General features: G+C 42.5%; 26 protein-coding genes and 1 riboswitch. Of the genes, 23 read left to right on the forward strand and 3 right to left on the reverse strand.

Translation table 11 applies throughout. The annotated features are described in order from the left end of the window. Positions 1-19: 19 nt before the first annotated feature. On the reverse strand, positions 20-949 hold the full coding sequence (locus DVB69_RS17135; RefSeq protein WP_116020318.1) for an urea transporter: 930 nt from the start codon (positions 947-949) through the stop codon (positions 20-22). Between the two features lie 315 nt (positions 950-1,264). On the opposite strand from DVB69_RS17135, the gene DVB69_RS17140 reads away from it, so the two are divergent. The 22 genes from DVB69_RS17140 (at position 1,265) to DVB69_RS17245 (ending at position 20,935) form a co-directional block, all read left to right on the forward strand. Then, positions 1,265-1,567 (forward strand): urease subunit gamma, encoded by a 303-nt coding sequence (locus DVB69_RS17140; RefSeq protein ID WP_116020319.1) that lies wholly within the window; start codon positions 1,265-1,267, stop codon positions 1,565-1,567. Between the two features lie 22 nt (positions 1,568-1,589). Further along, positions 1,590-1,910, forward strand: a complete 321-nt coding sequence (locus DVB69_RS17145; RefSeq protein WP_116020320.1) for an urease subunit beta — start codon at positions 1,590-1,592, stop codon at positions 1,908-1,910. Continuing rightward, complete coding sequence (gene ureC / locus DVB69_RS17150) at positions 1,910-3,622, forward strand: urease subunit alpha (RefSeq protein WP_116020321.1); 1,713 nt, start codon at positions 1,910-1,912, stop codon at positions 3,620-3,622. Before DVB69_RS17145 ends, ureC begins: the two co-directional genes overlap by 1 nt. Positions 3,623-3,633: 11 nt before the next feature. Then, on the forward strand, positions 3,634-4,089 hold the full coding sequence (gene ureE / locus DVB69_RS17155) for an urease accessory protein UreE (RefSeq protein ID WP_116020322.1): 456 nt from the start codon (positions 3,634-3,636) through the stop codon (positions 4,087-4,089). After that, a complete protein-coding gene (locus tag DVB69_RS17160; RefSeq protein ID WP_116020323.1) occupies positions 4,082-4,768 on the forward strand; it encodes an urease accessory protein UreF in 687 nt (228 codons plus the stop codon). Before ureE ends, DVB69_RS17160 begins: the two co-directional genes overlap by 8 nt. Positions 4,769-4,786: 18 nt before the next feature. Next, positions 4,787-5,398: an urease accessory protein UreG gene (ureG, locus tag DVB69_RS17165; RefSeq protein WP_116020324.1), complete on the forward strand. Its 612-nt coding sequence runs from the start codon at positions 4,787-4,789 to the stop codon at positions 5,396-5,398. Next, positions 5,399-6,223, forward strand: coding sequence for an urease accessory protein UreD (locus DVB69_RS17170; RefSeq protein ID WP_116020325.1), 825 nt, complete (start codon positions 5,399-5,401; stop codon positions 6,221-6,223). It abuts the gene before it with no gap. Positions 6,224-6,382: 159 nt separating this feature from the next. After that, on the forward strand, positions 6,383-7,093 hold the full coding sequence (locus DVB69_RS17175; protein ID WP_116020326.1) for an N-acetylmuramoyl-L-alanine amidase family protein: 711 nt from the start codon (positions 6,383-6,385) through the stop codon (positions 7,091-7,093). A gap of 123 nt (positions 7,094-7,216) precedes the next feature. Further along, a complete protein-coding gene (locus tag DVB69_RS17180; RefSeq protein WP_116020327.1) occupies positions 7,217-8,077 on the forward strand; it encodes a DUF72 domain-containing protein in 861 nt (286 codons plus the stop codon). Between the two features lie 2 nt (positions 8,078-8,079). Then, positions 8,080-8,904, forward strand: coding sequence for a sulfite exporter TauE/SafE family protein (locus DVB69_RS17185; RefSeq protein ID WP_116020328.1), 825 nt, complete (start codon positions 8,080-8,082; stop codon positions 8,902-8,904). Then, complete coding sequence (locus DVB69_RS17190) at positions 8,901-10,283, forward strand: bifunctional metallophosphatase/5'-nucleotidase (protein ID WP_116020329.1); 1,383 nt, start codon at positions 8,901-8,903, stop codon at positions 10,281-10,283. Before DVB69_RS17185 ends, DVB69_RS17190 begins: the two co-directional genes overlap by 4 nt. Positions 10,284-10,337: 54 nt before the next feature. Continuing rightward, positions 10,338-11,105, forward strand: a complete 768-nt coding sequence (gene yunB, locus DVB69_RS17195; protein ID WP_116020330.1) for a sporulation protein YunB — start codon at positions 10,338-10,340, stop codon at positions 11,103-11,105. Between the two features lie 54 nt (positions 11,106-11,159). Next, positions 11,160-11,340: riboswitch (Lysine riboswitch) on the forward strand. 134 nt (positions 11,341-11,474) lie between these two features. Next, positions 11,475-13,052: a Na+/H+ antiporter NhaC family protein gene (locus DVB69_RS17200; protein WP_116020331.1), complete on the forward strand. Its 1,578-nt coding sequence runs from the start codon at positions 11,475-11,477 to the stop codon at positions 13,050-13,052. A gap of 291 nt (positions 13,053-13,343) precedes the next feature. Next, a complete protein-coding gene (locus tag DVB69_RS17205) occupies positions 13,344-14,528 on the forward strand; it encodes an ABC transporter substrate-binding protein (RefSeq protein ID WP_116020332.1) in 1,185 nt (394 codons plus the stop codon). Between the two features lie 79 nt (positions 14,529-14,607). Then, positions 14,608-15,483 carry a branched-chain amino acid ABC transporter permease gene (locus DVB69_RS17210; protein ID WP_116020333.1) on the forward strand — a complete coding sequence of 292 codons (876 nt, stop codon included), beginning with the start codon at positions 14,608-14,610 and terminating at the stop codon, positions 15,481-15,483. Positions 15,484-15,496: 13 nt separating this feature from the next. After that, entirely contained in the window at positions 15,497-16,447 is a 951-nt protein-coding gene (locus tag DVB69_RS17215; RefSeq protein WP_116020379.1) for a branched-chain amino acid ABC transporter permease, read from the forward strand. Next, positions 16,437-17,213, forward strand: a complete 777-nt coding sequence (locus tag DVB69_RS17220) for an ABC transporter ATP-binding protein (protein WP_116020334.1) — start codon at positions 16,437-16,439, stop codon at positions 17,211-17,213. Before DVB69_RS17215 ends, DVB69_RS17220 begins: the two co-directional genes overlap by 11 nt. Before the next feature lie 2 nt (positions 17,214-17,215). Then, a complete protein-coding gene (locus DVB69_RS17225; protein WP_116020380.1) occupies positions 17,216-17,923 on the forward strand; it encodes an ABC transporter ATP-binding protein in 708 nt (235 codons plus the stop codon). Positions 17,924-18,335: 412 nt separating this feature from the next. After that, complete coding sequence (gene lipA / locus DVB69_RS17230; protein ID WP_116020381.1) at positions 18,336-19,265, forward strand: lipoyl synthase; 930 nt, start codon at positions 18,336-18,338, stop codon at positions 19,263-19,265. A 6-nt stretch (positions 19,266-19,271) separates the two neighbouring features. Next, positions 19,272-19,631 (forward strand): YutD family protein, encoded by a 360-nt coding sequence (locus tag DVB69_RS17235; RefSeq protein ID WP_116020335.1) that lies wholly within the window; start codon positions 19,272-19,274, stop codon positions 19,629-19,631. 88 nt (positions 19,632-19,719) lie between these two features. Continuing rightward, the gene (gene hepT, locus DVB69_RS17240) at positions 19,720-20,184 is read left to right on the forward strand and encodes a type VII toxin-antitoxin system HepT family RNase toxin (RefSeq protein WP_116020336.1); all 465 of its coding nucleotides are present in this window, start codon (positions 19,720-19,722) and stop codon (positions 20,182-20,184) included. Further along, positions 20,171-20,935 carry a TIGR01457 family HAD-type hydrolase gene (locus DVB69_RS17245; protein WP_116020337.1) on the forward strand — a complete coding sequence of 255 codons (765 nt, stop codon included), beginning with the start codon at positions 20,171-20,173 and terminating at the stop codon, positions 20,933-20,935. Before hepT ends, DVB69_RS17245 begins: the two co-directional genes overlap by 14 nt. Before the next feature lie 117 nt (positions 20,936-21,052). Here DVB69_RS17245 and DVB69_RS17250 read toward each other — a convergent pair whose 3' ends face one another. After that, positions 21,053-21,289 (reverse strand): YuzB family protein, encoded by a 237-nt coding sequence (locus DVB69_RS17250; protein ID WP_116020382.1) that lies wholly within the window; start codon positions 21,287-21,289, stop codon positions 21,053-21,055. A 139-nt stretch (positions 21,290-21,428) separates the two neighbouring features. On the opposite strand from DVB69_RS17250, the gene DVB69_RS17255 reads away from it, so the two are divergent. Continuing rightward, the gene (locus DVB69_RS17255) at positions 21,429-22,493 is read left to right on the forward strand and encodes an NAD(P)/FAD-dependent oxidoreductase (protein WP_116020338.1); all 1,065 of its coding nucleotides are present in this window, start codon (positions 21,429-21,431) and stop codon (positions 22,491-22,493) included. 104 nt (positions 22,494-22,597) lie between these two features. Here the strand turns inward: DVB69_RS17255 and DVB69_RS17260 are convergent, their stop codons facing one another. Beyond that, positions 22,598-22,927 carry a YuzD family protein gene (locus DVB69_RS17260; protein ID WP_116020339.1) on the reverse strand — a complete coding sequence of 110 codons (330 nt, stop codon included), beginning with the start codon at positions 22,925-22,927 and terminating at the stop codon, positions 22,598-22,600. Positions 22,928-22,993: the final 66 nt, after the last annotated feature.

Raw genomic sequence — 22,993 nt, forward strand, 5'->3', positions numbered from 1 at the left:
CGGAAGCGAGTTTTTTTGATTAGAAATTAGGGAGTAGCTTTCGAGCCCCTAACAACAGCCATGTGCATAATACGAATGGCATCGTGAAGGCAGGGAGCCCATACGGCATGAGCAAGGTAGTGACTGCACCAGTCATTGGAACCGAAAGACATGCCCCTAGAATTCCTGTCAAAATTGCCAAGCGATTTGTTGCATCTTTAAAAACAACCGATACCGCGAGAATAGTTAAAATCGCATTGTAGCCATACAAACCTGCGTGGATTAATGAGTGCTCTGCAAATAAAGCAAAAGCCGTTAGAACAGCAAAAATATTCCCTACAATCGCAAAAACACCGAATCGCCAACCTGCCCAGAATAGCCCGATATACAGCAAAACACCAGACGCTAAATTATGAAGAAAAAAGATCTGTCCCATACCGTTGAGCATAGCCTGCACAGCACTGACTTTCCCAGCAATATGCAAGTCCCAGCGAGATAAGTCTTGTGGAACTAAATCGGAAGACAATTGAATAATGTCCAGTCGATAGGACGCCAACAATATTATCCAACTAACAATAATGAACGGAAATGTTAAGACAGGAATTTCACTATGTCTCATAAAATGCATGACCGTAACTGAAAAGAATGCTGTTACGACTGCGCCCACTAAAGCGATGATCCAATGGTAAGGACCTGTCAAAAACAGCATAAGAGCCATGCCTGTGAGAACAGGGCTATATCCTAGAAGGCCTTGGTGTATCAATTGCTCATCGGCTTTACCAGCTATTCCAATCAGTGTACCGAAAAGAGAAGAGAGTAAAGCAACTATGCCAAGCAATGGGGAGGAAACCGCGATAGCAAGTAAAATGAATATACCAGTTATTGTATTTTCAATAAAAAGTACCTGTGAAACGCCTTTGCAAGTTGCAGTCGTAATCTCACGCCAAGTAATAACGGGATTTATAGACATTACGGAATCCACCTTTTCTAATCTGTTGTCAACATATATATGTAGCTATAATATGTGCAATTTAAACAAATTTATAAGGAAGACATGATGAAGTAATGTTTTACTTAAGTATTTACACCTATTTGACTCAATGGCTTTCCGGATTAATTCTATAAGCTATTTAAATTCTTAGTCCTTTAAGAAGTTAATGAAAAGTGTTGTTTGAGAAATACGTGAATAATTTTGGATTAAGAATAAATGTAAATGGCCATGGACAATATGGTAAGTGAAGACTGGTTGTACTATAGAGACCATATTGAATGGGAGGACCGTAAAATGCACTTATTACCCAGAGAAATTGATAAGCTTCTCATAGTCGTAGCCGCAGATGTGGCTAGAAAAAGGAAAGAAAGAGGCTTGAAATTGAACCATCCCGAATCAGTTGCACTAATTACGAATGAAGTATTGGAAGGAGCACGAGATGGAAGAACCGTTGCCGAGTTAATGGAGTTTGGCGGAACTATCTTATCACGCGAGGATGTGATGGACGGTGTTCCTGAAATGATCCATGACGTGCAAGTGGAAGCGACCTTTCCTGATGGAACAAAACTAGTCACAGTTCATCAACCAATTAATTAATACAACATGGGAGGAACGTACAATGCATCCGGGAGAATTAATCTTGAAAGATGATGAAATCATCATTAATGATGATAGAACTATTACCACCCTAACGGCAAAGAACACTGGAGACCGACCGATTCAGGTGGGGTCACATTATCATTTTTATGAAGTGAACGGAGCCATGCAGTTCGAACGGGAGAAGGCCTTTGGAAAACGATTGAATATCCCAGCGGGTGCAGCGGTACGATTTGAGCCAGGTGATGAGAAAGAAATTGAATTGATTTGCTACGCAGGCGAACAGCGAGTATATGGTTTTAACAATAAAGTAGATGGTTCTATAGAAGGTAGGTGCCAGTAATGGGTTTTAGAATGTCACGTGAACAATACGCACAAATGTATGGCCCCACAACGGGTGATTCGATCCGATTGGCAGATACGGATTTATTCATTCGTGTGGAAAAAGATCATACCGTATATGGTGATGAAGTAGTATTTGGCGGTGGGAAAGTAATCCGCGATGGAATGGGTCAAGATCCACTTGTTACACGTGAAGATGGCGCTCCAGATACGGTTATCACCAATGCGGTGATTGTCGATTATACAGGGATTATTAAAGCGGATATCGCAATCCGTGACGGCAAAATTTCTGGAATTGGCAAGGCAGGTAACCCTAACATTATGGACGGTGTAACCATTGTCATTGGTGCATCCACGGAAATAATTGCAGGGGAAGGATTAATTGTAACGGCGGGTGGAATTGACACACATGTCCATTTCATCAATCCTGATCAGGTTAGAACCGCATTAGCTTCCGGAGTGACTACCCTAATTGGCGGTGGCACAGGGCCTACGGCGGGTTCGAAAGCGACGACGGTTACTCCGGGTGAATGGCATATTCACCGGATGCTCGAAGCGGCAGAGGGATTGCCGATCAATGTTGGCTTTACTGGAAAAGGACAGGCTGCAGATGAGAAGCCTTTAATTGATCAGGTAAAAGCGGGAGTTATAGGATTGAAAGTTCACGAAGATTGGGGTGCCACCCCCTCAGCAATCGATCATGCACTAACCGTGGCGGATAAGTACGACGTTCAAGTCGCATTGCATGCGGATACGTTAAATGAAGGTGGGTTCATGGAAGATACGATGGCTGCCATAAAAGACCGTGTCATTCATATGTATCACACCGAGGGAGCAGGCGGTGGGCATGCGCCCGACCTAATCAAATCTGCAGGCTATCCAAACATTTTACCTTCTTCCACCAATCCGACATTACCATTTACCGTCAATACAGTGGATGAACATTTAGATATGCTGATGGTATGTCATCACTTGAATCCATCTATACCCGAAGACTTGGCATTTGCTGACTCTCGAATTCGCCGTGAAACGATTGCTGCAGAAGATATCCTCCAAGACATGGGGGTATTCAGTATGACGAGTTCCGACGCGCAAGCAATGGGGCGCGTGGGGGAAGTCGTGTTGCGTACTTGGCAAACGGCTAACAAAATGAAGAAACAACGAGGTACGATGGAAGGCGACGAGGAACACTCCGACAATACACGGGTGAAACGATATGTCGCAAAATATACCATTAATCCTGCGATTACCCATGGGTTTTCCCAATTCATCGGTTCTGTGGAAGTCGGTAAGTATGCAGATCTTGTGCTATGGTCCCCCGCATTTTTTGGAGTGAAGCCGGAAATGATCTTAAAAAACGGTTTTATTGTTGAGAGTCTGATGGGGGATGCGAACGCATCGATTCCTACACCTCAGCCTGTGATTTATCGTCCGATGTACGGGCAAGTTGGGAAGACGATGCAAACTACTGCCATCACCTTTATTTCACAAGCAGCTTACGATGATAAGGTTCATGAAAAACTCGGACTGCAACGGATCATTTTACCTGTTGGAGGAATACGTACCTTGACGAAAAAAGATATGAAATTAAATTGCGAAACACCTGAAATCACGGTGGATCCACAAACATATGAAGTACACGTGAACGGTGAGTATATTACGTGCGAACCGGAAGACAAATTACCGATGGCACAACGATATTTTCTATTTTGAGGTGAGAAAGCATGATAGTAGAGGAAGTTGTAACGAATATCCATCAGTTGGATGATGCAGAAGTCCAAAAGAGGCACATTGAAAAAGTCTATTTGGAAAGCGCACATTTAGTCAAGAGAGTCCAACGTGTGAAAACAGATCATGGAAAAGAAATCGGCATTCGATTGAAACAGCCACGTGATCTTCAAGCAGGCGATGTCTTGTTCATGGATGATCATAACCTAATTATGATTGACGTCATTTCAGACGATTTGATTGTCATCCAGCCACGCAGTTTGAAAGAAATGGGAACGATTGCACATAACTTGGGAAATCGTCATCTTCCGGCACAATTTGAAGAAGATGACATGCTGGTTCAGTATGACTATCTTGTCGAAGAGTTGCTTCAACAAATGAAGATTCCTTTCGTACGTGAGGAACGTAAAGTACGACAAGCATTCCGTCATATTGGACATAGTCATGACTGAGCAGTATTTACCTTTAATGCAGCTTTGCGATTCGAACTTTCCAACGGGTGCATTCAGTCACTCCTATGGATTGGAAACGTATATTCAGGAAGGTCAGATAATTGATCGACAGTCTTTTACCCAATGGCTGACGGCATTTTTAAACGAACAACTTATCTATACGGATGGGCTGGCTTGTAAGATTGCGTTCATTGCGTTGGAACAGGATGATTTAGATACACTATGGGATTTGGATCATAAACTGACTGTACAAAATTTGCCATCGGAGACTCGGGAAGGGACCCAAAAAATTGGACAAGGAATGGCAAAACTCGTTCAATCCCTCTACGACATTCCGGTTTTAACCACCTATCTGGACAGAATAAAGAAGAAACAATCATTTGGTCATCCTTCAATTGTATTTACTATTGTTGGTCATCATTTGAACATATCTTCATACTCCACTACATTGTATTATTTGTACTCGACTTGTAGTAGTTTGATACAAAATGCGGTCCGAGCAATTCCTTTAGGTCAAACAGATGGACAGAAAACCATTCAGCAATTTCACGATGAATTACAAAAAGCCACGGAAATCATTCAACACTTGGATGTAGAAGACTTTGGTATTGTTTCACCAGGTTTGGAAATAGCACAGATGAAGCACGAACATGTTAATATTCGTATCTTCATGTCGTGATGGTAAAGGAGATTTCATATGAAACCGATAAAAATTGGTGTAGGTGGTCCAGTTGGTGCAGGTAAAACGCTTCTAGTGGAAAAATTGACTCGTTCCTTGCAGGGGCAAGTAAGTATGGCGGTTGTTACCAACGATATCTATACAAAAGAAGATGCAAAGTTCTTAATCCAACATGGGATATTACCAGAAGATCGAATCATTGGAGTGGAAACTGGGGGATGCCCGCACACGGCAATTCGAGAAGATGCTTCCATGAACTTTTCAGCCATCGATGAATTGATTGGCAAGCATCCCGATGTGGAGCTTATTTTTGTGGAAAGTGGTGGCGATAATTTAGCAGCTACCTTTAGTCCGGAACTTGTGGACTTTTCTATTTATATTATCGATGTAGCGCAGGGAGAAAAGATTCCACGTAAGGGTGGACAAGGGATGATCAAATCCGATTTATTCATCATCAATAAAACGGATTTGGCTCCCTACGTTGGTGCTAGCTTGGATGTGATGGAGGCGGATACGAAGGTATTCCGAGGAGATAAGCCGTTTGTATTTACGAACCTTAAAGATAATTCAGGGCTTGATGAAGTCATTCATTGGATAGAGGAGCATGTGTTGCTAAGGGGTCTTCACTAATTGTCTGAGTGGACAGGACTTTTACGTCTATCAGTAGAAGACCGAAATGGCAAGACGGTGCCGAAACGTGTCTATTTTGAAGGTGCGCTTAAAGTGATGCGACCGATTTATCTTTCGGCATCGGGACAAGCATGTTATTATCTTTTGAATCCAGGCGGTGGTTATCTGGATGGTGACAGGTATCGGATGGAAATAACGGCTGAAAAACAAGCACGCCTTACCCTTACGACCCAATCTGCAACTAAAGTCTATAAAACCCCTCGGAACCACGTTCTTCAAGAAGCAGAATTCCACTTGAAGGAAGGAAGCTACTTGGAGTATCTCCCTGATCCGCTTATTGCTTATGAACAGGCTCGTTTTACACAAAAAACGGTTGTGCGAATGGATCGAACGTCAACATTGTTCTATTCAGATATTTTGACCCCTGGCTGGTCGCCAGAAGACCGGAATTTTAGCTATGAGCAGCTTCGTTTGATAACCGAAATCTATGTGGATGATGAATTGGCAGTGTTTGACCATATCAAATTGGAGCCAGCACATCAGAAAATGGATTCACTTGGTTCAATGGAAGGGTACACACACTTAGGCTCCATTTTAGCAGTACGTGAAAACATCACTGAAAAGTTCGTCAATCAGCTGTATCAAGAAGTTGCAGATTCCGAAATCGATTGCAGAATTGGAATTTCCCGTTTACCAATGGGCGGATTCTCGGTCCGGGTGTTAGCGAACCAAACCCAAGTTGTAGAACGAATCATTGAGCGGTGTCATCACTTTGTCTGTAATGAATGGTTTCAGACGAAGCCGAGTTTTTTGAGAAAGTATTGATTATGCGATGTAGGTGTTGTCTTAGCAGTAGTCGTCATGGCTACTCTAAGGGAGCACCTTTTTAGTTTCCGTTATACACCCCCGAATCGTATCCTTTGTGTTAGTAAGTATCTATATAACAGATGAATAACTAACTAGCACTAGGAAGGAGAATAGGGGATGGTTAAAATTGTACTTGATGCTGGACATGGTTTAAGGACGCCTGGAAAACAAACGCCGAATGGTGAGAAAGAATGGATGTTTAACAATGCAGTTCTTTTAGCGGCCCAGACGAAACTGAAAATGTATGAAACAGTCGAGTTGTTGCGAGTGGATGATCCAACTGGTAAGACGGATATCCCATTAAAAACGCGTACAGACCAGGCGAATGCATGGAATGCTGACGTCTACCTATCCTTTCATCACAACGCCAATACAGGTGTTTGGGGCGACTGGGGTGGCGTCGAAACGTATACGTTCGAGGGGAATCGTTCAAGTTCGAAGGCAGACAAGCTTGCACAACTCATTCAGCCAAGACTCGTGCGAGCGATGGGTCTGAGAGATCGAGGCGTACGAAAGAAAAACTTACATGTACTCCGTGAAACTAAAATGCCTGCTATCCTCATTGAAGGGGGCTTCATGGATTCCCGAACAGATATCCATGCACTCAGAAATCCTCATACCTTGAAAGCCCAAGGTGAAGCAATAGCTGATGCAATCATCGATTATTACCGACTTAAAAAGAAGTCCAACACAGCGTCTCCTTCAAACGCATCCATGACATTTCGTTTAGTCACGGGGACATTTCTATCCAAAGAAGATGCAGTAGTTGCAGCTGAACGTTTGAGAAAGCAACATGGATGGACCGTCTATGTAAAAGAAGAATCGTAACAGCTGATCTTTGCCTAAGTGCAAAGGTCGTTTTTTGTCAAAAGACAGTTCTGAAGTCCAGAAAAACGGATTAGTTATGATATGATGAGGGTACCTGATTCGTACACGATTGGAGGGCTGTACATGATTGAAATCGGCTTAACTGGATGGGGCGACCACCCTGATGTGTATGCGCCCTCATCCACAGCAAAGGAAAAATTGATGGACTATAGTTCGCATTTTCCAGTTGTAGAACTTGATGCAACATTCTATGCAATCCAGCCTGAACGGAATATCCGGAAATGGATTCGGGAAACGCCTGATCACTTCGGGTTCATCGTCAAAGCGTACCAGGGGATGACCGGACATATACGCGGAGAACTGCCGTATGAATCGAAGGAAGAAATGTTTGAGCTCTTCCGACTGTCCATGCAACCCCTGCTAGAAGCGGGCAAACTGTCGCTGATTTTAGTGCAGTTCCCACCTTGGTTCGATTGTGTCAAAGAGAATGTCGATGAAATACGATACATAAGTAAGCAATTAGAAGGATTCGATATCGGCATAGAGTTCCGTCACCAGTCTTGGTATGAAGAACAATACCGCGAAAAGACACTCAGTTTCCTTGAAGCCAACCATCTGATCCATGTAATTGCAGATGAGCCGCAAGCAGGTACGGGAAGTGTTCCTTTCGTTCCAAGTGTCACTCGGAGCGATAAAGCGGTTATTCGGCTCCATGGGCGCAATGTAGCAGGTTGGCGTAACCCGGGTGGAAGCAGGGAAGCGTGGCGGGAAGTACGTTATTTGTATGATTATAATGATAGTGAGTTAAAAGGTGTCCAAGCAACCGTAGAGCAGGTAGTAAAGCAAGCCGATTATGTTGCCGTTATTTTCAATAATAATTCAGGTGGGCATGCTGCAGAGAATGCCAAACGTTTTCAGAAAATGCTTCATCTCTCCTTCGAAGACCTGGCTCCTAAACAGCTCGACATCTTTGAGGGGGAATAACGATGGAATATGTTTTGCTAATTGTCATTGGAATGCTATCAGGAGTGGTCGGTTCACTCGTAGGACTGGGTGGAGGTACAATTTTTGTCCCAGTCACGATATTAGTGGGGATTGACTTAGGTTGGATTCCCCATGTGACACCCCAGACGGTCGTAGGGATGTCCGTGATCATGATGGTATTTAACGGACTGTCTTCCACACTTTTTCATATGAAAGCTAAAACAGTGGACTATAAGAGTGGATACATCTTTTTCGCAGGTAGTGTCCCAGGCACGATTCTAGGAGCTTTTTTTAATAAGAGTCTAGATTTAGGCTCTTTTAACTTATACTTTGGCATTTTACTGATCTTTTTAGCGGGTCTATTGCTCGTCAAAAAGTATTTGAAACCTATTAATTGGTTTGTGAATCACGGAAAAGAAATCACATTCACAGATCCACAAGGTGAAACCCATGTGTATGGATATCCGATCTGGTTTGCCCTTCTGTTAACATTTGTTATTGGCTTAATGTCAGGCTTATTTGGAATAGGTGGCGGTGCAATGATCGTACCTGCGATGCTTCTATTATTCCTATTTCCACCGCACGTGGCAGTCGGGACGTCAATGCTCATGGTGTTTTTGTCTGCACTTATTAATTCAGGGACGCATATTTATCTAGGGCACGTTCCTTGGCTCTATTCACTCGCAGTCATTCCAGGTGCTTATATCGGAGGAACACTGGGATCCATGTTGAACAAAAAGATGAGTTCTGAAACACTGGTTGTCGTGTTACGCATACTCTTGCTATTGTTCGGGTTGAATTCAATTATTGATGGGATTTGGAGGTGACAACGATCGCTGAAAAAACAGAAACCATTCATATTTATCATACAAACGACATTCATAGTCATTTTGACAATTGGCCAGGAATCAGTGAATTCCTTTTGGATAAACGTAAAGAACACGAACAGGCTGGAGAGTCTTGTTTTGTTTTCGATCTTGGGGATTTCGTTGATCGGTCCCATCCATTTACAGAAGCAACTAAGGGGAAAGGAAATATCGAGCTGCTGAATCGAGCTAAATATGATGCGGTGACGATAGGAAATAATGAAGGAATTACGTTATCTCATGAAGCACTCGAGGAATTGTATTCAGCCGCCCAGTTTGATGTGATTGTTGCAAACCTTAGGAATAGCGATGGGCGAGAGCTAAAGTGGGCTGTGCCATATACGTGTTATACGACGCACAACGGTGTGAAACTTGCTGTGATCGGTGCTACTGCTGTGTATGAGCTATTCTATGGAAAATTAGGTTGGATGATTCAAGAACCACGAGACCTGTTAGTGAAACTCGCTTCTGATATAAGCGAGTCGGTGGATTGCATTATTTGTCTCTCTCATCTTGGAGTCAACGAAGATCGACTTTTAGCAAAGGAAACCTCCGACATCGATGTCATATTAGGTGCGCATACTCATCATTTATTTGTCCATGGTGAAATTGTTGAAGACACGTTGTTAGCTGCGACAGGAAAATTTGGTCAGTATGTAGGGCAAGTCACACTTACCTTGGAAAATGGTCAAATTGTGGATAAGGTGGCCGCTGTATTACCAGCGGACGAGCTGATCGCGGAATCACATGAGATTGAAGCTGTTCAGCAGATGATCACTGAGGGATCGGAACTGTTGGATGAAGAAGTTTTCTCAGCTCCTATACCTCTTAAACAAAACCTTTTCGCAGAAAGCCCACTATCTAACTTTTTTGGACGAGCATTACTCGCATATACAAAAGTGGATTGTGGATTGTTTAACGCTGGAATTTTCCTTGGAAGTTTAGCACAAGGAAGTGTTACTAAACGAGACTTGCATCGTGTGCTTCCTCATCCTATCAATGCTTGCGTCCTCACTGTGAAAGGTCGTTCGCTAAGGGATTATTACGAGATATCCTGTCATCCCGATTGGCCTCGGACAGAAGTGAGAGGACTTGGCTTCAGGGGAACGATGATGGGCGTTATGGTACATGTGAATCTGAAGATGATCGGAGACGTACTGTATGTCGGTGAAAAAGTTGTGGATCCTGAAAAAGAGTACAAGTTAGCAACTCTTGATATGTTTACGTTCGGGTTCTTTTATCCCAACATGAAATTTGAAAAGATCGACTACCTTGTGCCTGAACTCATTCGTGATATTGCAGGATGGTATGGACAAGAGGAATTCGGAACAACTTCATAACAAGGAATAAGCGGCTTCTCCCTTTCATATTATAGGAAAGGGAGGCGTCGCTTTTTGAGATTTCATATGCAAGTCCCTAAGAAACGAAAGCCGAAGAGAAGGTGGCTTAAACTAATTATTCCTGCACTTCTTTTGACAATAGCTTTAAGTTTCTATTATTTGAATATGAAGTTGAAACCGGTTTATATGAATTATGCAGAATTTCAAACACGTAAGATTGCGGCGCACGTCATTAGTCAGGCAATTCAATCTAGAGGTTCCGGAGTACTGGATGTGAATGATGCTCTTATAAATATCCCAAACGGTACGTCCGAAACTGTAACCATGCAAGTTGACGCAGATGCGATTAGTAAAGTGATCGCAGAAATACATGAACTTGTGGAAATCCATTTAGATCGTGCTGAATCTGGTGATCTTGAAATGTTGCCACAGAGTGACGGTTTGGATTTCGACACTGAAGAGATGGAGAAGCGCGGTGGTGTGGTCTTTTTTGTTCCCATCGGGCAAGTTGCAGATATACCACTTCTCGGTAATTTAGGGCCTAAAATTCCGATTCGGTTTCATATTGTGGGTGACGTCCATGCGGATATCGACACAGAAATAAAAGAATATGGGATTAATAATGTATACATGGAAATTAACGTTATAATGACCGTGAATGTGCAAATTATTATACCGTTAGCAACAAAGCAGAGTACTGTCGAACAAAAGATCCCCGTTGCAATTGGCATCATTCAAGGAGTTGTTCCTCAAATTTATTCCAATGGGGGAGGGACTGCCCCAAATATTCAAGTACCGTTAGATGATGTTAATTTACCATAAGTCACCTTGCATGTTCTATCGATTATTGTTATGATTAAAAAGTAATAACGTAATCGATAGGGTAGAGGCTGCATTGTTTAAGAGTACCGCATGCGAGAGTGACATCGTAGACCATGCGTGAAAGGAAGCATTGCCGAAGTTTGATGGAACGTCAATTCCATGAGGCTGGGGTCATTTCGAAAAGGGATGGCACTGTCAGGGACAGCTATATTGTCCATGATGAGCTACAATCGTCAGTGAGATATCGAAAGTGATTATCAAACAAACGACATGTAGACAGCCGGTACCCGGTCCACTTGAACAAAGTGAAACGGGTATCGGCTTTTTTGTTTCCCTGGTTACATCAACAACTTCAAGGAGGAGATTGGAATGATTGGAACTTGGTTATCGATTTTACCACCAGTGATCGCCATTGTGATGGTGCTCACGACAAAGAGGGTGTTGTTATCACTCGGGGCAGGGATTCTGTCCGCTGCATTACTAGTCGCTTCCTTTGCACCACTGGAAACATTGACGCAGTTAGGAAAAGCGCTCATCGTCTCATTTTGGGCAGATGGAGAGTTGAATACGTACAATATTTTCATTATGTTATTCATCTTATTTTTAGGTGTCATTACAGCACTTGTTAGTCTATCAGGCGGAAGCCGCGCCTTTGCGGAGTGGGCTATAACACGAATCCGAACTCGCCGAAGTGCAAAACTCCTTACGATGGTATTAGGAATCGCAATCTTTGTAGATGACTATTTCAACGCACTGGCGGTAGGTCAAATCGCACGTCCGATTACTGACCGTCATAAAATTTCACGTGCAAAACTCGCGTATTTCATCGACTCGACGTCAGCTCCGGTATGTGTCATTTCACCGGTATCTAGCTGGGGAGCGTTTCTTATTGGTCAACTTGCAATTATTTTAGCAACGACAGCATCTGTCAATTATTCACCGCTCTCAGCATTTCTCATGATGGCACCGATGAACTTCTATGTAATTGCTACATTAGCGATGGTATTCTTCTTCGCTTGGACGAATATCGACTTTTTCGCAATGAAAGATCATGAAAAGCGTGCAGAAGAAAAAGGGGAACTGTTTGATCCTAACAAAGAGATCCCAGGACAATTGAAAGATGAGTTCCCGGAGCACGCTCATGGACGTGTAAGAGATCTAGTAGCACCGATTGTGACACTTGTAGCTGTAACATTGGCTTCGATGGTGATTACCGGATACAGAATTGGCGGAGAGTTGAATCTATGGACGATCTTTGAAAACACGGATGTTCCGTTGTCCCTAGTCATTGGCGGTCTTGCAGGTACTGCAATTGCCATCATTCTATATGCTTCTCAATTTAAGGTGAATCAGACCGCATCTGCCGGGTTAATCGGCCGTGCCTTTGTCAGCGGTGTAAAAGCGATGATGCCGGCAGTACTCATTCTTATACTAGCTTGGTCACTCACTCACTTGATTGATATTTTAGAAACAGGATTATTCTTGTCTGAAGTAGTTGGGAAGTCGAATATTCCAGTCGCCTTCTTGCCGGTGGTACTATTTGTATTAGCTGGTTTAATGGCATTCTCTACGGGAACGTCTTGGGGATCATTCGGAATCTTACTTCCGATTGCAGGAACGATTATGGTGAATGCAGCACCGGAATTACTATTACCAGCATTATCAGCGGTACTTGCGGGAGCGGTGTTTGGTGATCACTGTTCACCGATTTCAGATACGACAATTCTTTCGTCAACAGGAGCGGGAAGCAATCATATCGATCACGTTTCGACACAGTTGCCTTATGCGCTTATTGCAGCTGGGATTGCGACTGCTGGATACATTGTGCTTGGTTTAACAGGATCGATTTGGATTGGTCTTGCTGCAGTAATTATTATTCTAGCGGCGTTGTTTACTATCTGGAATGTGCGAAGTTCAAAAAAAGCCGTTCGCGTAGCAGCAGAATAATAGCAAAAAGGTATTCCTACATAGTTGTGAGGAATACCTTTTTTGTGTTTTGAAAAATTATTTTTACTAGGAAATTAGCAATAGTTCCCACTATCTAGAAGGCAGAAGTGACGGGAACCGAAACAATTTAACAATCTAGTAATAAGATTTTGAAAATTTGTATAGACTGAATTAGAAGTTTGTTTTAGAATAGGGATACAGAAAGAAAAGAAGGGGTGCGGAAGTCCACACTCGGACTAAGGCGGACCTTTCTGTATTAATTTCAGAATAGTTAAATAAGGGGGAAGAAAAATGAAGTTTAAAAGAGCATGGAGTTTACTAGCAGCAATGACGCTTGGCGTTGGTCTCCTAGCAGGCTGCGGTCAAGACGATAAGGACGGAGCATCCGGATCGAAGGACAGCGATGTAATTAAAGTAGGGGTGAACCTCGAACTCTCAGGAGCAGTTGCTTCATACGGAACATCCGAAGCGGACGGTATTCAACTTGCAGTCGATGAAATTAACGATGATGGTGGAATTGACGGTAAGAAAATTAAAATTGTAAAGATTGATAATAAGTCAGATGCTGCGGAAGCGACAAACGCAGCGATCAAATTGACAACACAAGAAAAAGTAGTTGCTATTATTGGAGCGGCGACAAGTGGAGCAACGGTTGCACAAGCCCAAATTGCTAATGACAATAAAACACCACTTATTAGTCCATCTGGAACAAGCCCAACAGTTACAGTGAACGAAAAAGGAGAAGTTAATGAGTTCGTATTCCGTACTTCATTCATCGATCCATTCCAAGGAACTGTAGCAGCAAACTTTGCAGCGAATGACTTAGGTGTTAAAAACGTTGCAATTTTCTCAGATAACTCCAGTGACTATTCTAAAGGTCTAGCTTCATCGTTTAAAAAGGACTTTGAAAAAGCAGGCGGGAAAATTGTTGCGGAAGAATCTTACGTTGCAAAAGACTCTGATTTCCGTTCTACACTAACACGTATCAAATCTGCGAAGCCTGAATTCATCTTCATCCCAGGGTACTATGAAGAAGTTGGCTTAATCGTTAAGCAAGCACGTGAAATGGGCATTGACGTACCACTAATGGGTGCTGACGGATGGGATTCCCCAACTCTGTTGGAACTTGCAGGAGCAGATGCTCTAAACAATACGTATACAACGAACCACTATTCATCTGACGATCCAGATGGCGCTGTTAAAGCGTTTAGTGATAAGTTCAACGAAGAATACGGCAAGTCTCCTGATGCGTTCAACGCACTTGGATATGACACAGTGTACTTGTTGAAAGACGCAATCGAACGTGCAGGTAGCGTGGATTCTACAAAGATTAAAGACGCACTTGCTGAAACAGATGGACTGGATCTTGTAACAGGTAAATATTCAGTGGATGAAAACCACCACCCGATTAAATCGGCAACCATCCTTGAATACAAGGACGGCGAGCAAGTGTTCAATACGAAGGTGAATCCTTAATTTCATGAGGGGTGGGGAGCTCTCTCCCCGCCTTCTTTTTTTGGATGAACGGCAGATGAGGAAAAAGGAGTGAGACTTCATGGAATGGCTACAGCAACTCATCAACGGTATTTCTTTAGGCAGTATTTATGCGCTTATTGCGCTTGGTTACACGATGGTTTACGGCATTATTAAGTTAATCAACTTTGCACATGGTGAAGTGTTCATGATCGGTGCATTTATTGGATATATTTCGATTACTGGATGGGGGTTAGGCTTTTTCCCAGCACTCTTACTATCAATGGCGGTCTGTGCAGTGATTGGAGTCGTCATCGAACGTATCGCTTACAAACGCCTACGGAATGCAACACGGATTGCGGCTCTCATTACGGCGATCGGTGTATCACTTCTTATTCAAAACGGAGTGATCTACTTCAGAGGTGCACAACCCGCAGCCTATCCTGAAGTGTTTGCAAACAAATCATTTAACCTATTTGGTGCACAAATTAGCACCCAGGCAATTCTTATCTTATCTGTTTCTGTAGTCCTGATGATTATTTTACAGTTCATTGTACATAAGACAAAGATCGGAAAAGCGATGCGTGCTGTATCCTATGACGCGGAAGCTGCAAAACTTATGGGCATCAATGTAGATAATACGATATCGGCGACATTCGCGATCGGGTCAGCACTTGCTGGTGCAGCTGGTGTCATTTTCGGAGTCTATTATACGAAAATCGATCCATTGATGGGCGTTATTCCAGGTCTGAAAGCGTTTGTCGCAGCAGTACTTGGTGGAATTGGAATTATTCCAGGAGCAGTTGCTGGCGGACTTGTACTAGGTGTAGTCGAAACGGTCGTCAGTGCTCTTGGGTTCTCCTTATGGCGAGATGCCGCGGCATTCATCATTTTGATTTTAATCTTAATCTTTAAACCTTCTGGCATCTTCGGTAAAAACACAAGAGAGAAAGTGTAGGTGAATTGAAATGATGAAAAAGTCTAAGCAGTTTTGGGTCTTTGCCGTTTTAGCGATTGCGATCTATGCTGCTATCCAGTTCATGATTAGCGGTGGATTCTTAAATAATTTCTATTCCAATACACTGATCTTCATGGGAATCAATATAATGCTAGCTGTTAGTTTGCACTTAGTCATCGGAATAACGGGTCAATTCTCACTGGGCCACGCTGGTTTTCTAGCAGTGGGTGCATATGTATCCGCAATCATGACAATGAAACTCGACCTTCCATTCTTTGCAGCGATTATTATCGCTGGGATTGCAGCGGCTCTTGCTGGACTCGTTGTTGGGATTCCAAGTTTACGGTTACGAGGTGACTATCTAGCCATTGCAACGCTTGGATTTGCTGAAATTATTCGGATCATTTTCTTAAACATCGATTATGTGGGTGGAGCAGCTGGGATGCAAGTGACACACTTAACGACATGGACGTATACATTCATTTGTCTCTTCGTAACCATTCTAGTCATTGTGAACTTTACAAATTCCAGGCATGGTCGTGCTTGTATCGCAGTTCGAGAAAACGAAATTGCAGCAGACGCAATGGGCATTAATACAACGTATTATAAGGTTCTCGCGTTTGCAATCGGTTCGTTCTTTGCAGGTGTTGCAGGTGCGTTATATGCACACAACTTTTACATTATCCAACCTGCTAACTTTGGATTTTTAAAGTCGATTGATATTTTGATCTATGTAGTTCTAGGAGGACTCGGCAGTCTATCAGGCGCGATTGTTGCAACAATCCTACTTACGGTTGTTTCGACATTCCTCCAAGACTTCCCAGAGACTCGAATGATTATTTACAGTCTTGTCCTAATTATCGTGATGTTATACCGACCAAAAGGATTGATGGGCAAAATGGAATTCACAGACTACTTGAAGATGTGGATGCGTCCGAAAGGGGGAAGCCAGCATGAGCAGTGAAGTATTATTAGATGTGCAAAGCGCAGGCATCCAATTCGGAGGGCTAAAAGCAGTTTCAGGATTCAATATGAAAATCAATAAAGGTGAGTTAGTTGGATTGATTGGACCGAATGGTGCAGGTAAAACAACTAGTTTCAACTTATTAACTGGTGTTTATGTCCCTACGGAAGGCAATATTTTCTTTGATGGAAAAAAGATCAATGGACTTCCACCTTTTAAAGTGACTCGTTTAGGAATGAGTCGTACATTCCAAAATATCCGGTTGTTTAACGAACTCTCTGTACTGGATAACGTGAAAGTCGCTTATCATTCCCTAGCGAATGATTCTGTAATGAGTTCAGTTTTACGGTTGCCATCTTATTTTAAAAACGAGCATGAGATGGAAAACAAAGCAATGGAGTTTTTAAAAATCTTTGAACTCGACAAATATAAAGACGAAACCGCTAAAAATCTCCCTTATGGGAAACAGCGAAGATTGGAAATTGCACGGGCACTAGCGGCAAATCCACATCTGTTGCTATTGGATGAACCGGCGGCTGGAATGAACCCTTTTGAAACGAAAGAACTGATGGATCTCATCGCCTTTATCCGAAAGCAATTTGGATTGACGATTCTATTGATCGAGCATGATATGAACTTGGTCATGGGGATCTGTGAACGAATTTACGTTCTTGACCATGGGGTCCTTTTAGCAGAAGGTAAACCTGAAGAAATCAGGAACAATCCAAAAGTGATTGAAGCGTATTTAGGGGAGGAAATTGTATGAGCATGCTGAGCATCCAAGATTTGAACGTCTACTACGGCAGCATCCATGCATTAAAAGGAGTTTCTCTCGAAGTAAATGAAGGAGAAATCGTTACTCTTATTGGAGCGAACGGTGCAGGTAAGAGTACGTTGCTGAAAACGTTATCTGGCTTACTGAAGCCCAAAGAAGGTACCATCCATTATCAAGATTCATTGATAAGTGGGAAGCCAGCTCAATCCATCGTGAAAATGGGGGTCTCTCAAGTGCCTGAAGGGAGACGGGTTTTCGCGGATATGACGGTGGAGGAGAATATTGAGTTGGGTGCGTACTTGAGGAAAGACAAAGGAGAAATCGAAAAAGATCTTAAGAAAGTCTACGGCATTTTCCCTAGATTGTATGAACGTCGTAAACAATCAGCTGGTACACTTTCCGGTGGAGAGCAGCAAATGCTTGCGATGGGTAGGGCAATTATGGCACGACCTAAGTTACTTCTACTAGATGAGCCCTCTATGGGACTGGCGCCGCTTATGGTCAAAACCATTTTTGAAACTGTTAAAGATATTAATAAGGCAGGCACGACGGTTCTGTTGGTGGAGCAAAATGCACATATTGCACTTTCCATAGCAAATCGTGGCTACGTGATCGAAACAGGGCGTGTCATTCTTTCAGGTACTGCAGCTGAATTGCAAGCAAGTGAAGAAGTGAAAAATGCTTATTTGGGTGGCCATTAAACAACTAAATTATCTCTAGGGAAAGCGTCCAATTAACGGGCGCTTTTCTGGTTACAACCCTTTAGGCATCAAGTTGTTCGCTTTCTGAATATATGTTACATTATTGAAAGTGGGGAAAATAGTAAACGGTTAACTAAATTCAGCAGAAGTCTTTTACTTCTATTAAATGTCGATATGAATTCGAACCTTTTTCTTTTAGTGGGGGTAAAACCGGCTGAATAAAGCTAAAGGAAGGCAACCTAAGTGCATCACATACTGTGACACAAGTTGCCTGACCGACATCGTGTCGGCCCGCGGATGTCACAGACTTTTAAGTAATCTTTTCTAGATCACTCGAAAAGATCTGAACGCAATTACGCCAAGACGCAATTGATATGGAATGGAGCTGAAGAATTTGTCTTGCAAACCAGGGGTGGACAGTAAGAAAGAGCACATCCGTAAACCGGATTGGCTTAAAATTAAGTTGAATACGAATGAAAATTATACCGATTTAAAAAAATTGATGCGTGAAAAAAACCTTCACACCGTTTGTGAAGAAGCACGCTGCCCGAATATCCATGAGTGCTGGGGAGAACGCCGTACAGCTACATTCATGATTCTTGGAGATACGTGTACACGCGCCTGCCGTTTTTGTGCCGTTAAAACAGGATTACCGACTGAGCTCGATTTAGGAGAGCCGGAACGTGTAGCAGATTCAGTTGCGCTAATGAATTTAAAACATGTCGTTGTAACAGCGGTTGCTCGTGATGACCAAAAAGATGGAGGATCTGGCGTGTTTGCAGAAACAATCCGTGCGATTCGTAGAAAAAATCCGTTTGCAACAGTCGAAGTACTTCCTTCTGATATGGGAGGAGAGTATGATAATATTAAACGGTTAATGGATGCAAAACCGGATATTTTGAATCACAATATTGAAACGGTCAGACGAATGACGCCAAGAGTCCGAGCGCGCGCTAAGTATGATCGCTCGTTAGAATTACTTCAACGTGCAAAAGAAATGTATCCTGAAATTCCTACAAAGTCATCGATTATGCTAGGTGTAGGTGAGACATGGGACGAGATCTTAGAAACAATGGATGATTTACGTGCAAACCAAGTGGATATTATGTCTATTGGGCAATATTTACAACCTAGTAAAAAGCACTTAACCGTACAAAAATATTACACGCCAAAGGAATTCAAGGAACTCTTTGAAATTGCGATGAGTAAAGGCTTTTCGCATTGCCAATCCGGGCCACTCGTTCGTTCAAGTTATCATGCCGATGAGCAAGTGAATGCTGCGGCGAAAGAGCGTCAACGTAGAGGCGAAGAGATGCTTGAATCCTTGACTGTGAAAGGCTGAGTCGACATGACAGAACCATTAATTACGTTGGATCAGTACGAATTTGAGATTATTGTAAACTTTCGTGAAGGTTTTGACAACGAAGCGCTGATTAGTCGATACAGTGAAATTCTGTTGAAATACGATTATATTCTAGGAGACTGGGGATATGGACAACTCCGTCTTAAAGGTTTTTTTGATGATCGTAACGCAAAAGCGACTTACGAAACCAAAATCAGCACGTTGCAAGATTATCTTTACGAATACTGCAACTTCGGCTGTTCCCATTTTATATTGAAAAAGGTGGGGAAAGCGAAGAAGGAACAACCGGATGCTGATGCAAAACAGGAATCACCTGTTGCAGAAGAAATTCCACAAAAGGTATAACCCCTTACCATACGGGCGTCTTGGAGAATTCTCTTCGACGCCCGTTTCTGTATGTTCTTTATAGGAAAACATTTGAGGAGGAACTAGCATGTACTTTATCGATCGGAAAAAAATTAGTGAAACACTTGCTTATATGGAGGAACTTCTTGCGCAATTTTCAAGTGAATCTAACTGGCAAGATAGTATGTTGAAGACGCTGGCACTTGAACGGATTGCGCAAAATATCATCGAGTCCATTATTGACGTAGGTAATTCCATGATTGATGGGTTTATTATGCGGGATCCAGGTAGTTACGAAGATATTGTCGATATTATGGAAGACGAAAAAGTGATCGACACTGAAATGGAAAAACCACTAAAAGAAATGATTGAATTACGAAAAATGCTCGTCCGTGACTTTATGAAGGTCGATTTAGGGGAAGTTGAGAAAACCATCACTACAAGCTACTCTTCACTCGAAAAGTTTCCTAGCAGTGTGTTGACGTATTTGGAGAACGAATTGGGACCAGTATCTGCATTTCTGCCAGAGGATTCGCCCCATGGAACGTTATAAGACAATTTGCTTGGATCTGGATGGCACAGTGTATAAAGGGAGCCAAGCAATCCCAGAGTCGGTTGCTTTCATCCGAACGTTGCAACAATCAGGAATCGAGCCTTATTTCATCACAAATAATTCTTCCCGTACAGCGCTGGAACAACAAAAAAAATTGGAAATGCTCGGTGTTGAAACGACAGAGCAACAGATCATGACCTCAGCAATTGCGAGTGCCAAATATTGTGCACAGGAGTTCGCGGGAGAGACGGTTCAAATGATTGGTGAATCTGGATTACGTGAAGCGTTACTAGACGAGGGGATAACACTTGTCGAAGATGGCGGGGACATAGTGATCATGGGGATTGATCATGAAATTACATATGATAAATTAGCTACAGCTTGCTTGTCTATTCGAAATGGGGCACACTTTCTCGCAACAAATGGAGATCTCGCGGTGCCTAACGAACTTGGATTGGTGCCTGGTAACGGAGCCTTTATCGAACTTGTAAAAGCCTCGACGGGAGTTACACCAACAATACTTGGGAAGCCACAATCGTACATGCTGGAATTCATCCAACAACAAAGTGGAGCAAGCAAAGATGAGATGATCATGATTGGCGACAATTATGAGACGGATATTCTATCAGGCATCGGTTTCGGCATCGATACAATCCATCTCCAAGGGGGAGTCACGGCACTTGCAGAAGTATTATCTAAAGCAGAAGTCCCGACTTTCATGTTTAAAACACTTGCGGAATGGAATAATTGAGCAGTAAATCATTCTTGTACTATGGTTTTTATTTGTATAGTGACATATGATCCTATCCAATAAAATAAGAAAGGACTTGCCCTTAAACCCGGACAAGTCCTTTTTTATTTTCATATTTTAAAAGAGAGGATTCTCTTCTATGAACTCATAAATCTTCTCTGTTAGCTCACCTGGTGTATCCGCTTCAACGACTTCTCCGTTCACGAGTGCATACAGTGACTCTGCACACTTTGTGCAATAACTAAGACAACCATATTCCAGCACGTCCAGATTCGGATCCTTCTCAAGTGTTTCCAGTGTTTCTTGAGAACCATTGGCTAAATTACTAATGCAAAACTCAACTATCGGGTTCACACCCATCACCTCACCTTGTACGATCGTACTCTTTTTTTCTTTACTCGTCAAAGCCCTTGTCTTATTGTGAAGAACGTCACATACTGTTATACTCATACGTGAGGAAAAAACGGAAATCTCTCAGATAAAGGAGACTATCATGAAAAAATTACTATTATTAGGTGCCGGATACGGTAATATGCGAATCTTACTGCGAGTATTGAATAATTTACCTGCAGATGTGGACGTGACACTAGTAGATCGCACATCATTCCACAGTTTAAAGACAGAATTCTATGCACTCGCTTCAGGTACTGTACCAGATAGAGAAGTGCGTGTTGCACTCCCGACACATGAACGTTTGAAAGTAGTCGAAGGGGAAATTGCAGGAATTGAAGTTGGGGAAAAATGCGTCTTACTGACAGATGGCAGACAACTAGACTACGACCAGCTTGTCATCGGACTAGGTTGCGAAGATAATTACCACGACGTGCCCGGGGCTGACGAATTCTCATACAGCATTCAGACGATTGGTCAATCTCGCGAAACGTACAAAAAGCTTTTGAATCTAAATGGTGGCGCGACAGTTGGAATCGTAGGGGCAGGTCTAAGCGGCATCGAACTTGCGAGTGAACTGCGAGAAAGTCGCTCAGATTTGAATATCAAATTATTCGACAGAGGGCCCCGTATTTTGCGTGACTTCCCTGAACGCCTAAGTAATTACATTCAAAGTTGGTTTGAGAAAAACGATGTGGATGTTATTGCAAACTCAAATATTACAAAGGTTGAAATGAATTTACTGCATAACCATGAGGAGCAAATTGCAGTGGATGCAGTAGTATGGACTGCAGGTATTCAACCGACGAAAGTAGTTCGTGAACTGGATGTTGAAAAAGACAAATCCAACCGAATTGTACTCAATCAGTATCATCAGGTTCCTGGCTACGAAGATGTATACGTCGTAGGGGACATCGCTGCACTTCCACATGCACCAAGTGCCCAGTTGGCTGAAGGACAAGCAGAACAAATTGTCACTGTACTCAAACATACTTGGAATGGTGAAACGTTGCCAGAGACAATGCCGGAAATCAAGCTTAAAGGATTTATGGGGTCTCTCGGTAAAAAACAAGGATTTGCGTACTTAGCAGATCGCACGGTGACGGGTAGAATTGCACGATTGTTGAAATCTGGAGTTCTCTGGATGTACAAATGGCATAATGGTTGATAAAAGAAAATTAAAAGCGTGCGAGACGGGTAGGTTCCTGTCGCACACGCTTTTTTGTAGTGATTATACATGAAATTTCTCAATTACAATTTAAGAATTATCACTCAGATTGATGAAACAAAACCATGCTTTTCAAGTTCATTGAAAACAGGTTTTAATTGAATATACCCTTCACCAATCACTTCTTCGTTCACGATTACAAGCGGATAGAAGTATTCCTCATCTTTTACTTGGTCAGCCAGTTTGCGCTGACGTTCGTCTTCAATGACAGACTCGATATCAATATAAACAATCTCAAATGGATGATTTGGATATTTTCGTTGGATGGCAGCATCTAGCCATTCATATGTATCTTTTGACGTGGGTGCGTTCACACAACTTGCACAAACGATTTCTGCACCGTATACTTCAACTGTAACGTGTTTAGCGTTCATAGCGAATGCCTCCTGATTCTCTATTGGATTTTTTTCTCGATCCAGTTTATAATAACTATAAGGAAA

This window comes from Sporosarcina sp. BI001-red (assembly GCF_003384035.1).
Classification (GTDB): Bacteria; Bacillota; Bacilli; order Bacillales_A; family Planococcaceae; genus Sporosarcina.